Source organism: Ornithinibacillus xuwenensis (assembly GCF_039614845.1).
Taxonomy (GTDB): domain Bacteria; phylum Bacillota; class Bacilli; order Bacillales; family Amphibacillaceae; genus Ornithinibacillus; species Ornithinibacillus xuwenensis.
The window spans coordinates 1-13,155 of record NZ_JBDIML010000002.1 but is presented as its reverse complement, the minus strand read 5'-3'; the positions used below and the strand labels follow the sequence as shown (position 1 = coordinate 13,155).

Genomic DNA, 13,155 nt, shown 5'->3' with positions numbered 1-13,155 from the left:
AACGAAGAAAAGGTGGATCTGTTGGTGAAGGAAGCAGTAATGGATTTTATCCAAAAGCATAATTTATTAAGACCAAATGCTACTGTATTGGTTGCTGTATCAGGCGGACCAGATTCGATGGCGCTTTTGCATTTTTTGATGACGATAAGAGAAGAATGGAAGCTGAAGCTTATTGCCCTTTCTGTTGATCATCAATTAAGAGGAGAGGAAAGTAAGCAAGATCTCGAGTATGTCGAGCAAGTGTGCAGACAATGGAATATTCGCTTCATTGGAGCTTCTATTGATGTTCCGAGCTACAAGAAAAGTGAACAACTAGGCACACAAATTGCAGCTAGAAGACTCCGCTATAATTTTTTTGAAAAGCAAATGCATATCGAGCAAGCGGATTATTTAGCCTTTGGGCATCATGGTGATGATCAAACAGAAACCATGCTCATGCGCTTAGTTCGAACGGCTGATTCAAGTTCCTTTTCAGGCATTCCGATAAAGCGGGAATTTGCCAATGGAAAGATAATTCGCCCATTCCTATGTGTAACAAAGCAAGATCTTCAAAGGTATTGCGAGAAATACGGCATTAACCCAAGGATTGATCCATCTAATGAAGCAACGGATTATACAAGAAACTATTTTCGTAAAAAGGTACTTCCTTTATTAAAGGAAAAAAACAGCAATATACATACGACAATTCAATACTTGAGTGAGACACTTCAAGCTGATCAAAATTATATGGAAGCAGAAGCCAAAAAAATGGCTAAGAATGTAGTGGAATTCCAAGGAAATCCGAAATCAGCCCAGTTCGATATTGAACAATTTCAATCACATGCATCTGCTTTACAAAGGCGTGCCTTTCATCTAATATTAAACTATCTATATGATGGATTACCTGAAAATTTATCTTATATCCATGAGGAACATTTCTTTTCATTACTCGCGAATGACAAAAGTAATGTTCAAATTGATTTTCCCCGTCATTTAAAGGTAGAAAAAGCATATAATAAACTTATCCTTTATTTCCAAACTGATGAACATAAAATGCTTGAATATCATGAGGTGCTTTCTGTCCCAGGTAAGGTAATATTACCGGATGGGGCTGTGGTTACTGCTACATATTCAAATGAAGTAAAAACGCAAAGTAATCATACATATATTTGTTTGGCAAGTCATGTTGCGTTACCGTTACACGTTCGAACACGACGTGAAGGTGACCGCATGAGCTGGAATGGTTTAAAAGGAAGTAAGAAGGTTAAGGATATTTTTATTGACTTGAAAATACCTTTACAGGATCGGAATAGTTGGCCGATTGTAACGGATAATAAAGGGGAAATACTATGGCTTGTAGGATTGAAAAAGCGAGATCCTATTCCAAGTGACCAGGGTACCTCATATTTACAATTATATTATGATCAAGGCAATGTGTAGGAGGATTATTGTGCATAACGACATTAAAGAGATACTTATCACTCAAGAAGAAATTGCAGCTAAGTGTAAAGAACTGGGAGAACAGCTTACGAAGGAATATGAAGGTCGCTTTCCATTAGCGATTGGCGTATTAAAAGGTGCCTTACCATTTATGTCTGATGTGTTAAGAGAAGTTCAAACCCATTTAGAAATGGATTTTATGGATGTTTCTAGCTATGGAGGCACGAATATGAAGTCTTCAGGAGAAGTAAAAATCCTAAAAGACTTAAACACAAAAGTTGAGGGCCGTGACTTACTTATTATTGAGGACATCATTGATAGTGGCCTAACATTACGATATTTAGTGGACCTATTTAAATATCGTAAAGCAAAATCAATTACAATCGTAACGCTATTGGATAAACCTTCTGGAAGAACTGCTCAAATTAAAGCAGATTTAGTTGGCTTTGAAGTTCCGGATGAATTCGTTGTTGGTTATGGATTAGACTATGACGAGAAATACCGCAACTTACCATATATTGGTGTTTTAAAACCAGAAGTTTATGGTGGCGAAGAATAATTTCCTACCGTTTTGACTATCGGATTGACTAGGAAAAACAGAGAGTAATTAGTTGTAAAATTTAAATTTTATATGATACTATTGTTAATAGTTTTTCCCGCTTGGGAGGAGGTAAGCAATGAACCGAGTATTCCGCAGTGCGTTTTTTTACTTAATCATATTTTTGGTTATTATAGCCGTTATAAGTCTATTGAGTGGACAGCATGAACAAGCTGAAGAGATTGATGTCCGTGAGTTTATGCAAACTCTAGATAAAGGCGACATTAAAGAAATGACCATGCAACCTGTAAATGGAATTATGCGTATCACAGGTGAGCTAAAGGATGATAGCCAATTTATCGCTCAAGTTCCTGATAACGATGATATCATTTCCGATATCACTTCAAAGGCTACCGAGCAAAGTGTTTTAAATGTAGAACAAATGGATCAGCCAAGTATTTGGGTTACATTACTAACGACAATGATTCCATTTTTAATTATTGGACTACTATTTTTCTTCTTGCTTAGTCAAGCACAAGGAGGCGGCGGTGGCCGCGTCATGAACTTTGGTAAGAGTAAGGCGAAAATGTACAATGAGGAAAAGAAAAAAGTTCGTTTTACAGACGTAGCCGGTGCTGATGAAGAAAAACAAGAGCTTGTCGAAGTAGTGGAATTCTTAAAGGATCCACGGAAATTCTCCGCAATTGGTGCACGTATTCCGAAGGGTGTTCTTTTAGTGGGACCTCCAGGAACAGGTAAAACCTTACTTGCGCGAGCAGTTGCTGGTGAAGCTGGCGTTCCGTTTTTCTCAATCAGTGGTTCTGATTTTGTAGAGATGTTTGTTGGTGTTGGTGCATCTCGTGTACGTGATTTATTTGAAAATGCCAAGAAAAATGCACCATGTATTATCTTTATTGATGAAATTGATGCAGTAGGACGTCAGCGGGGAGCTGGACTTGGTGGTGGTCACGATGAACGTGAACAAACCTTGAACCAGTTACTAGTTGAAATGGATGGTTTTGGAGCTAATGAGGGAATTATTATCGTTGCTGCGACAAACAGACCTGATATTTTAGATCCTGCACTATTACGTCCGGGACGCTTTGATAGACAAATTACGGTTGATCGTCCAGATGTTAAAGGACGTCAAGAAGTATTAAAGGTACATGCGAAAAACAAACCTTTAGATGCTACGGTTGACTTAAAAACAATTGCAATGCGTACACCAGGCTTTTCTGGTGCAGACTTAGAAAACCTGTTGAATGAAGCTGCGCTTGTAGCCGCTCGTCAGGACAAGAAACAAATTGATATGACGGATGTAGATGAAGCAATTGACCGTGTTATTGCTGGTCCTGCTAAGAAAACAAGAGTTATATCAGATAAGGAACGCAACATTGTCGCCTATCATGAAAGTGGCCATACCATTATCGGAATGGTTCTGGATGATGCAGATATTGTTCATAAGGTTACGATTGTACCGCGTGGTCAAGCTGGAGGATACGCTGTCATGCTTCCGAAAGAAGACCGTTACTTTATGACGAAACCGGAGCTCTTCGATAAAATCACTGGCTTATTAGGTGGTCGAGTAGCAGAGGAAATTATCTTTGGTGAAGTAAGTACTGGAGCATCAAATGACTTCCAGCGAGCAACCAATATTGCTCGTAAAATGATTACCGAATATGGTATGAGTGATAAGCTAGGTCCATTACAATTTAGTAGTGGTGGTGGAGAGGTCTTTCTTGGAAGAGATATTAACAATGAGCAAAACTATAGTGATGCAATTGCTCACGATATCGATAAGGAAATGCAGAACTTCATTAATCACTGTTATGATCGAGCGAAAACAATCCTTACTGAAAACCGAGATAAGCTTGAGTTAATAGCAAAAACATTATTAGAAGTTGAAACATTAGACGCAAAACAAATAAAATCACTCTTTGACGAAGGTGTTTTACCTGAACCAGATGAAGTAACTGAGGATGAAAATTCAGAGGTAAAGGTTAACATCCAATCTAAGCAAGAAGAAGCTGTGGACTCTTTTGAGGAAGCGAAAGAGAAGGCAGATCAAAAGCTTCTTGAAGAAGAATCAGAAGACGATTCCAAAAAAGAATAGATTTTATACCAATAAAGCAGTCTCATCAGTGAGACTGCTTTTCTAATTTCCATTACGTTTTTTATTTTGGTATATTATTAAGTGAAATCTTGATCGATTTGGTTTACCTAATCATTGAAAAATAGGCAACTGGCTATCGGCTTGATTTCCCCGTGCAGAAAAAATTACATGGAAGCTACTCGTTACGTCATTGACGATAACCAATTTATGTAGGAAGGAATAATAACATGCTTTTTGTACTAGACGTTGGTAATACAAATACAGTATTAGGTGTCTTCGATGATGATGAATTAAAGCATCATTGGAGAATAAAAACAGATCGATATAAAACGGAAGATGAGTTTGGTATGCTTATCAAATCATTATTTGATTTTAGTAAGATAGATTTCAATGATATACACGGTGTTATTATTTCATCAGTGGTACCACCAATTATGTTCTCACTGGAAAAAATGTGTCAAACCTACTTTAAAATTGATCCGATTGTAGTCGGAAAGGATACTGTGAAAACAAATTTAAAAATGTGTTATCCGAATCCAAAAGAAATTGGAGCAGACCGTATTGTGAATGCTGTCGGTGCGATTAAAGCACACAAAGCGCCATTAGTGGTTATTGATTTTGGAACAGCAACTACCTATTGCTATATCAATGAATCTCAAGAGTATTGTGGGGGAATCATATCCCCAGGTATAAATATTTCAGTTGAAGCGCTCTATCAACGAACTTCGAAGCTTCCTAAAATAGAAATTGAAGCACCTGAAAATGTTATCGGAAAGTCGACAGTAGAAGCTATTCAGTCTGGTGTTTTTTATGGATATATCGGACAGGTAGATGGAATTGTAAATCGGATTAAACAAACGGTTGGAAAAGATGCCAAAGTTATTGCAACTGGTGGATTAGCCTCACTAATAGGTGATGCATCCGAAACGATTGATTATGTCGACCCCTATTTAACCTTAAAGGGACTATATGAAATCTATAAAGATAATCAATAAAGGAGTTTTTACATCATGTCAGATTATTTAATTAAAGCAACCACCTATGGTGGGATGGTTCGTGCCTATGCCATTCAATCTACCGACTTAGTTGAAGAAGCTAGACGACGCCAAGATACTTGGGCGACAGCTTCTGCTGCTATGGGTCGTACGATTACAATTTCGGCGATGATGGGTGCAATGTTAAAAGGAAATGATTCCTTAACTGTAAAAGTAGAGGGCGGTGGCCCAATCGGTGTTATCGTTGCGGATGCCAATGCAAAGGGAGAAGTAAGGGGCTATGTAACGAATCCACATGTAGATTTTGATCTTAATGCGAATGGGAAATTAGATGTCGCACGTGCAGTCGGTACTGAGGGTGGTTTAAGTGTTGTAAAGGATCTTGGACTACGTGATTATTTTACTGGACAAGTACCAATTGTATCCGGTGAAATCAGTGAAGATTTTACGTACTATTTTGCCACATCAGAACAAGTACCTTCGGCAGTAGGTGCTGGGGTATTAGTAAACCCAGACCATAGTATCCTTGCTAGTGGAGGATTTATTGTACAGGTGATGCCTGGTGCCGATGACGTGATCATTGATAAATTAGAAAAAAGAATACAAGATTTTCCTGCTATATCTTCACTTGTGCGAGAAGGGAAGACACCTGAAGAAATATTAGAGCGTTTATTTGAGGGTGAAGAATTAAAAATACATGAGAAACTACCGGTCGTTTTTAAATGTAAATGCTCGAAAGAAAGACTTGAACAGGCTATTATCGGTTTAGGCGAAGAAGAAATACGGAAAATGATTGAAGAGGATCATGGTGCAGAAGCATCCTGCCATTTCTGTAATGAAAAATATGTATTCACAGAAGAGGAGCTTAAGGAACTAATAGAAGCTTAGCGGATAGGAACTACGGTTCTAGGGAGGAGTAAAACTATGACAAAAAAACTATTGCTCAGCATAATTGTTGTACTCCTTATAACAAATGTTGCAACAATGATTTTTTGGAAGAATGATGGATCAGATAAAGTAGCGGATGATGATACAGAGATTGATGTGAATAAACCGGTTGCTACCATTGATGGACATGATGTAACCTACGAGGACTGGATGACTTCTTTGCGAAAAAACTATGGCAAGAAGGAACTGAAAGCTCTTATCAATCATCAGGTTGTGAAGAAGCTAGCGGAGGAACAAAACATTACGATTAGTGATAAAGTAATTGAACGCGATATAGCTTTTTTGACAACGATGCAAGGATTAACATCTGAGAAGAAGATGAATGATTTAGAAGAACAATGGAGAGAGGATATTACTTATCGTTATCAGCTTGAAGCCCTGTTGGCTGATGGAATTCAAGTGTCTGATGCAGAAGTTCAATCATACTACACTAAGTATGATCGTCAATATCAATTTTCAGAGTCCATGCAATTATCGCATATCGTAGTACCTGATATGGATACTGCTGAAAAAGTATGGGAAGAACTTCAGGATGGTGCGACATTCCAATTATTAGCGAAGGAATACTCAATAGATGAGGATACGAGAGATAATGGTGGGTATTTAGGTTTTAATTCTTCTGAAACGGAGTTTTTACCATCCGAATATTTTGAAGTTGCGGAAGGACTTGAAGATTACTCCTATAGTGAACCATTTGCTATAAATAGTGGAGTTGCCATTCTATATCTTCATAAAAGCTTGCCGGATATCACATTTAGCTATGAAGAATTACAGCCATATATTCGTAATGAGCTAGCACTGCAAACAACAAACCAGAATTTAATTGCGGATCCATTATGGGAGAAATTAGATATAGAATGGGTTTATGATGAATAAAATAACACTATCCATGAATCTTTGGTGAAAGCTAGTAACGAAGTATTAAATGCCCATTTTTAGGCATTATAGTTGACAGTAGCACGCGCCTAGAATTACATTAGTTATAAATCCTATAGAAATACTAGGAATTATGAGGAGGAATTTTACATGAGAGTGGCAGATAACATTACTGGGTTAATTGGAGAAACGCCAATCGTAAAATTGAACCGCATCACAGATGATGATAGTGCAGATATTTATGTGAAATTAGAATTTATGAACCCTGGAAGCTCGGTTAAGGATCGTATCGCTTTAGCGATGATTGAAGCTGCAGAAAATGATGGTACCCTTAAAGAAGGGGATACAATTGTTGAGCCTACAAGTGGAAATACTGGGATTGGTTTATCCATGGTTGCTGCAGCAAAGGGTTATAAAGCAGTACTTGTAATGCCGGATACAATGAGCCAAGAGCGTCGTAACCTGCTACGTGCATATGGAGCACAATTAGTTTTAACTCCTGGTGCAGAAGGTATGAAAGGTGCCATTAAGAAAGCAGAAGAATTAGTTGAAGAAAATGGTTATTTTATGCCACAGCAATTTACGAACCAAGCGAATCCAGAAATACATGCTCGTACAACAGGGAAAGAAATTGTGGAGCAAATGAATGATGGATTAGATGCGTTTGTTTCTGGTATAGGAACAGGCGGAACGATAACAGGTGCAGGTAAAGTACTGAAAGAACATTTTAATGATATTAAATTGTATGCTGTTGAACCAACTGACTCTCCAGTTCTTTCTGGTGGATCACCTGGGCCACATAAGATCCAAGGTATTGGTGCTGGGTTTGTTCCCAATGTACTCGATACACAAGTTTATGATGAAGTCATTCAAATTTCAAATGATGAAGCTTTTGAAGCTTCTCGACAAGTAGCAAGAACGAATGGAATTTTAGGTGGAATATCTGCAGGAGCTGCTGTTGCTGCTGCTAAAAAAGTTGCCAAAGCATTAGGAAAGGGTAAGAAAGTGCTTGCTGTATTTCCTGATAATGGTGAAAGATATCTATCCACACCACTTTATCAATTTGATGAAGAATAATTATAAGTATTGTAAGGCTAGCATTATTTTCAGATGCTAGCCTTTTTCTTATGTGATAGGATGGAACTAGATTATTATAATGAAGGGAATTGTGACAGCATGTTACTTAAAACTTCTTCAAAGGTATATGATTTATCTGCCCGTACACATATTATGGGAATTTTAAATGTTACACCAGATTCATTTTCAGATGGTGGAAGCTACACGACTGTAGAAAGGGCTGTAAAACAAGCTGTTGAAATGGAGCGATCTGGTGCGGATATAATTGATATTGGAGGAGAGTCGACTCGCCCAGACCATGAACCAATATCGGTAGAGGAAGAGCTATCTCGAGTTTTGCCGATGATTGATGCGGTAAAACAAGCGGTGCATATACCGATTTCAATTGATACGTATAAGGCAGAAACAGCAAGAAAGGCAGTAGAAGCCGGTGCTGAAATAATTAATGATGTATGGGGTGCTAAAAAGGAGCCAGAAATTGCTTCTGTTGCTGCAGAATACAATGTGCCGATAATACTCATGCATAATCGTATGAACGATAACTATACATCTATTATTGATGATATGAAGCGGGATTTACAAGAGAGTATAGAAATAGCTTTAAAAGCAGGTGTACCAAATGAAAATATTATTCTAGATCCAGGAATAGGCTTTGCTAAGGATGCGAAGGACAACCTTATCGTTATGAATAATTTAGAACAGCTAGCAGAACTGGGTTACCCCCTTTTGCTTGCCACGTCAAGGAAACGCTTTATAGGTAGTATACTAGATGTTCCTCCAGTTGAACGGGATAACGGAACAGGTGCAACTACATGCCTAGGTATCACAAAGGGAGCAAATATTGTTCGTGTTCACAATGTGAAGTTAAATGTGGAGCTATCTAAAATGATGGACGCGATGATAAGAGCGGAGGAAAAGTAATGGACAAGATATTATTAACCAACATGCAATTCTATGGTTTTCATGGACTTTTACCAGAAGAAAATAAATTGGGCCAACGATTCAATGTTGATCTAGAGCTCTTTTTAGACACGAGAAACGCTGGACTATTAGATGAAATGGAACAATCAATTGATTACAGCAAGGCATATCAGCATGTAAAGAAGATTGTAGAAGGCAAAGCTAAAAATTTAATTGAAGCAGTTGCGGAAACGATTGCGGAGGATTTACTTACGTCTTTCCATTTGTTGCAGGCTTGTCGAGTAAAGGTTATTAAACCAGATCCCCCAATTCCTGGACACTATGAATCTGTAGCAGTTGAAATCTATCGGGAGAAAAATCATGAATAAATCATATATTGCACTAGGGACTAATATCGAACCTAGAAAAAAATACTTAGATGATGCACTTCGATTACTTGGAAATTATGAAGAAATACGTATAACAAATAAGTCGTCTTTATATCAAACTCCACCTGTTGGGTATACAGACCAAGCTGACTTTTTAAATATGGTTATAGAAGTTCAAACTAGTTTCTCTTCGGAAGAATTATTAACGATTTGCCAGAAGATTGAATTGGGATTAGGAAGAAAAAGGGAAATTCGTTTTGGTCCAAGAACAATTGACCTTGACATTTTAATCTATAATAAAGAAAATAAGGAAACGGAACGATTAACGATTCCTCATCCAAGAATGCATGAAAGAGGATTTGTGTTAATTCCGTTAAATGAAATTGCCCCAGATTTAATTATTCCTTCCGTGGATAAAACAGTTAAGAACTTATTAGCTGAAATTCCTGAGAAGGATAAAAAGGATATTCACAGATGGAACGAAGTAGAATCGGTAGACGAATAAAAGCTTATCGTAAGCTGAAGGGATATACACAGGTGGATTTTGCAAAAGTTATTGGCGTATCACTTAATGAGCTTGGATCGATCGAACGAGGTACTCGGGAAATATCGGAAGAATTACTAGAAAAGATAGCGGAAACGCTAATAATAGATAAGGAAGAAATCCTTGGATAAGGTGGAGGAGCAATAATGTGGAATATTGGTGACATAACCATTCCGAACCGTGTAACATTAGCACCGATGGCTGGTGTTAGTAACTGGGCATTCCGCCTAACAGTGAAGGAATTTGGTGCTGGACTAATTACAGCTGAGATGGTTAGCGATAAAGGGATTTTAAATCGAAACCAAAAAACGATGAAAATGCTATATATAGATGAACAAGAAATGCCAATGAGCTTACAAATATTTGGTAGCGATAAAGAAACGCTTGTTCAGGCTGCGCAATATGTGGATAACAATACGAACGCATCCATTATTGATATAAATATGGGTTGCCCAGCTCCTAAGATTACAAAAGTTGATGCAGGATCTCGTTGGTTGTTAGATCCAGACAAGATATATCACATGGTAAAAGCGGTTGTTGAGAACGTCGAAAAGCCAGTTACTGTGAAAATGCGTACTGGATGGGATGATGATCATATCTTTGCAATTGATAATGCGAAGGCAATTGAATCTGCTGGTGGTAGTGCAATTGGTTTACATGGGCGTACAAGACAACAAATGTATGAAGGCTATGCAAATTGGGACATTATTAAGCAGGTTAAAGAATCAGTCAATATCCCTGTGATAGGTAACGGGGATATCGATAGCCCTGAGATTGCGAAGAAGCGACTTGATGAAACCGGTGTTGATGCAGTGATGATTGGTCGTGCGGCATTAGGGAACCCATGGATAATTTATCAAATAGCGAAATACCTTGAAACGGGTGTGCTAGTTGCGGATCCAACGCCACAAGAAAAGATTGATGTTTGTATCTTGCATATGGATCGCTTAATTAAGTTAAAAGGCGAAAAAGTCGCGATAATGGAAATGCGGAAGCATGCAGCCTGGTATTTAAAAGGAATTAAAGGAAATGGTAATACAAGAAAGCTGATTAACCATGCTGAAACTCGTGATGAATTAATGAATATATTGTTTGAATTCGTTAAAGAGGTAGAAGCGGATATTATTGCTTCCTAAAATGAGAGGATATTCAAAAATCTGCTGGTTATTTACTAGCAGATTTTTATAATATAGGAAGAATTAGTGTGAATAGTTGATGTGGAAGCCTTATGAGGTGTAAAATATAGGTTATGTTGAGATAATGATATAGTAAAATTAAAAATATAGATACACCCTGAACTTATTCATACATAGAACAAATAAAATGGAGTGATGAGGAATGTCAGAAGAATTAAATGAACATATGCGTGTTCGGCGTGAGAAATTAGATACATATCGTGAAAAAGGTTTAGATCCTTTTGGTGGTAAGTTTGAGCGAACAAATATTGCAAAAGAACTACTCGAGCAATTTGAACAATTTTCAAAAGAAGAGTTAGAGGAAAAAGCACAACGCGTTACGCTTGCTGGTAGAATGATGACAAAAAGAGGTAAAGGGAAAGCGGGCTTTGCTCATATCCAAGACTTGAGTGGCCAAATTCAGCTTTATGTTCGGAAAGATGCTATCGGTGAGGAAGCATATGAAGTGTTTAATTCTACCGATCTAGGCGATATTGTTGGTGTAACTGGCGTTATGTTTAAAACAAATGTAGGAGAACTTTCTATAAAAGTAACGGAATTTCAACTGCTATCTAAATCATTAAGACCACTTCCGGAAAAATATCACGGATTAAAGGATGTTGAACAACGCTATCGTCAACGTTACTTAGACCTTATTACCAATATGGAAAGTAGAGAAACGTTTGTTACGAGAAGTAAAATTATCCGTGCTATGCGTAATTATTTGGATGCACAAGGTTTTCTTGAAGTAGAAACACCTATGATGCATAGTATTCCTGGTGGTGCATCAGCAAGACCATTTATTACGCATCATAATGCACTAGATATTCCATTATATATGCGTATAGCTATTGAACTACATCTAAAGCGATTAATAGTGGGTGGGCTTGAAAAGGTTTATGAAATTGGGAGAGTATTTCGTAATGAAGGCGTCTCAACAAGACATAATCCAGAATTTACAATGATAGAACTATATGAAGCTTATGCAGATTATCACGATATTATGGCACTAACAGAAAATATGGTCGCGCATATAGCAGAAGAAGTACTTGGCACTACCACTGTTACGTATGGTGAATATGAAGTCGACTTAAAACCAAATTGGAAGAGGCTTCATATGGTTGATGCAGTAAAAGAGCATACAGGTGTTGACTTCTGGGAGCATATGAGTGATGAACGAGCAAGGGAATTAGCAAAGGAACATGGGGTAGATGTCAAAGAAAACATGACATTCGGACATGTTGTAAATGAGTTTTTCGAACAAAAAGTAGAAGAGAAATTAATCCAACCTACTTTTATATTTGGTCATCCTGTAGAAATTTCTCCGTTAGCTAAGAAGAATCCGGAGGATGAACGCTTTACAGATCGTTTTGAGTTATTCATTGTTGCGCGAGAGCATGCAAATGCGTTTAGTGAGCTGAATGATCCAATCGATCAACGAGAACGATTTGAAGCGCAAGTAAAAGAAAGAGCAGAAGGAAATGATGAAGCGCATCTTATGGATGAAGATTTCCTTGAAGCATTAGAGTATGGTATGCCTCCAACCGGTGGATTGGGAATTGGGATAGACAGATTGGTAATGCTATTAACTAATGCACCTTCAATTCGTGACGTACTTCTTTTCCCACAAATGAGAAACAGATAAACGTAAATAATAGAATACGATAAAAAGTCCCTTCCATAGTGAAGGGGCTTTTATTATAAGTGATAAACTGAATCCATATATTTCCTTGTATAAAAACTTGATTAATGGGTAAAATCATGTTAAATTATATTTCGTTGCTTGTTTTCAGAAGTGATATTGAATTATTAAATCATAGAATCAAGCAAAAAAAGATGTTGACTTTGAATTGTCAGCATGGTATATTAATAAAGTCGCTAATTTGAATTGCGACATAAAGCATGAAAAAACTTTTATAAAAAACTATTGACATGAAATGTTGAAAATAGTATAATATAAAAGTTGACGCAAAAAGCGTAATAACATTTTTGCTCCTTGAAAACTGAACAAAACAACCAGTATGTCAAGAAAAAACATACCCTGTTTTTTCGATAAAAGAAATACAGAAGCTAGCGCTTCTTTGCTAAGAAACAACCTATAATTGATTGGTGTCAATTATAGACAAACTTTTTTGGAGAGTTTGATCTTGGCTCAGGACGAACGCTGGCGGCGTGCCTAAT

At 37.4% G+C, this 13,155-nt stretch carries 13 protein-coding genes; all 13 read left to right on the top strand.

The genetic code is table 11. From position 1 onward, the window contains the following. Positions 1-24: 24 nt before the first annotated feature. The 13 genes from tilS to lysS all read left to right on the top strand — a co-directional run bounded on the left by tilS (position 25) and on the right by lysS (position 12,619). Positions 25-1,419 carry a tRNA lysidine(34) synthetase TilS gene (gene tilS, locus ABC228_RS05855; RefSeq protein WP_345824180.1) on the top strand — a complete coding sequence of 465 codons (1,395 nt, stop codon included), beginning with the start codon at positions 25-27 and terminating at the stop codon, positions 1,417-1,419. 10 nt (positions 1,420-1,429) lie between these two features. Then, positions 1,430-1,978: a hypoxanthine phosphoribosyltransferase gene (gene hpt, locus ABC228_RS05850; RefSeq protein WP_345824179.1), complete on the top strand. Its 549-nt coding sequence runs from the start codon at positions 1,430-1,432 to the stop codon at positions 1,976-1,978. Positions 1,979-2,096: 118 nt separating this feature from the next. After that, positions 2,097-4,070: an ATP-dependent zinc metalloprotease FtsH gene (ftsH, locus tag ABC228_RS05845; RefSeq protein ID WP_345824178.1), complete on the top strand. Its 1,974-nt coding sequence runs from the start codon at positions 2,097-2,099 to the stop codon at positions 4,068-4,070. Between the two features lie 227 nt (positions 4,071-4,297). Then, positions 4,298-5,065, top strand: a complete 768-nt coding sequence (locus ABC228_RS05840; RefSeq protein WP_345824177.1) for a type III pantothenate kinase — start codon at positions 4,298-4,300, stop codon at positions 5,063-5,065. 15 nt (positions 5,066-5,080) lie between these two features. Further along, positions 5,081-5,953: an Hsp33 family molecular chaperone HslO gene (hslO, locus tag ABC228_RS05835; RefSeq protein ID WP_345824176.1), complete on the top strand. Its 873-nt coding sequence runs from the start codon at positions 5,081-5,083 to the stop codon at positions 5,951-5,953. Positions 5,954-5,989: 36 nt separating this feature from the next. Next, on the top strand, positions 5,990-6,889 hold the full coding sequence (locus ABC228_RS05830; RefSeq protein ID WP_345824175.1) for a peptidylprolyl isomerase: 900 nt from the start codon (positions 5,990-5,992) through the stop codon (positions 6,887-6,889). 150 nt (positions 6,890-7,039) lie between these two features. Further along, positions 7,040-7,966 carry a cysteine synthase A gene (cysK, locus tag ABC228_RS05825; protein WP_345824174.1) on the top strand — a complete coding sequence of 309 codons (927 nt, stop codon included), beginning with the start codon at positions 7,040-7,042 and terminating at the stop codon, positions 7,964-7,966. Positions 7,967-8,065: 99 nt separating this feature from the next. After that, on the top strand, positions 8,066-8,887 hold the full coding sequence (folP, locus tag ABC228_RS05820) for a dihydropteroate synthase (protein WP_345824173.1): 822 nt from the start codon (positions 8,066-8,068) through the stop codon (positions 8,885-8,887). Then, positions 8,887-9,255: a dihydroneopterin aldolase gene (gene folB, locus ABC228_RS05815; RefSeq protein WP_345824172.1), complete on the top strand. Its 369-nt coding sequence runs from the start codon at positions 8,887-8,889 to the stop codon at positions 9,253-9,255. Before folP ends, folB begins: the two co-directional genes overlap by 1 nt. Then, positions 9,248-9,760, top strand: a complete 513-nt coding sequence (gene folK / locus ABC228_RS05810) for a 2-amino-4-hydroxy-6-hydroxymethyldihydropteridine diphosphokinase (protein WP_345824171.1) — start codon at positions 9,248-9,250, stop codon at positions 9,758-9,760. Before folB ends, folK begins: the two co-directional genes overlap by 8 nt. Further along, a complete protein-coding gene (locus tag ABC228_RS05805) occupies positions 9,730-9,930 on the top strand; it encodes a helix-turn-helix domain-containing protein (RefSeq protein WP_345824170.1) in 201 nt (66 codons plus the stop codon). Before folK ends, ABC228_RS05805 begins: the two co-directional genes overlap by 31 nt. Before the next feature lie 15 nt (positions 9,931-9,945). Beyond that, a complete protein-coding gene (gene dusB / locus ABC228_RS05800) occupies positions 9,946-10,935 on the top strand; it encodes a tRNA dihydrouridine synthase DusB (RefSeq protein WP_345824169.1) in 990 nt (329 codons plus the stop codon). Positions 10,936-11,137: 202 nt separating this feature from the next. Then, positions 11,138-12,619 carry a lysine--tRNA ligase gene (lysS, locus tag ABC228_RS05795; RefSeq protein ID WP_345824168.1) on the top strand — a complete coding sequence of 494 codons (1,482 nt, stop codon included), beginning with the start codon at positions 11,138-11,140 and terminating at the stop codon, positions 12,617-12,619. Positions 12,620-13,155 lie beyond the last annotated feature (536 nt).

Excerpts from the sequence above, each read along its gene's own strand:
- ftsH (WP_345824178.1), top strand. The coding sequence starts at position 2,097 with ATGAACCGAGTATTCCGCAGTGCGTTTTTTTACTTAATCATATTTTTG.
- ABC228_RS05840 (WP_345824177.1), top strand. The coding sequence starts at position 4,298 with ATGCTTTTTGTACTAGACGTTGGTAATACAAATACAGTATTAGGTGTC.
- hslO (WP_345824176.1), top strand. The coding sequence starts at position 5,081 with ATGTCAGATTATTTAATTAAAGCAACCACCTATGGTGGGATGGTTCGT.
- ABC228_RS05830 (WP_345824175.1), top strand. The coding sequence starts at position 5,990 with ATGACAAAAAAACTATTGCTCAGCATAATTGTTGTACTCCTTATAACA.
- cysK (WP_345824174.1), top strand. The coding sequence starts at position 7,040 with ATGAGAGTGGCAGATAACATTACTGGGTTAATTGGAGAAACGCCAATC.
- folP (WP_345824173.1), top strand. The coding sequence starts at position 8,066 with ATGTTACTTAAAACTTCTTCAAAGGTATATGATTTATCTGCCCGTACA.
- folB (WP_345824172.1), top strand. The coding sequence starts at position 8,887 with ATGGACAAGATATTATTAACCAACATGCAATTCTATGGTTTTCATGGA.
- folK (WP_345824171.1), top strand. The coding sequence starts at position 9,248 with ATGAATAAATCATATATTGCACTAGGGACTAATATCGAACCTAGAAAA.
- ABC228_RS05805 (WP_345824170.1), top strand. The coding sequence starts at position 9,730 with ATGGAACGAAGTAGAATCGGTAGACGAATAAAAGCTTATCGTAAGCTG.
- dusB (WP_345824169.1), top strand. The coding sequence starts at position 9,946 with ATGTGGAATATTGGTGACATAACCATTCCGAACCGTGTAACATTAGCA.
- lysS (WP_345824168.1), top strand. The coding sequence starts at position 11,138 with ATGTCAGAAGAATTAAATGAACATATGCGTGTTCGGCGTGAGAAATTA.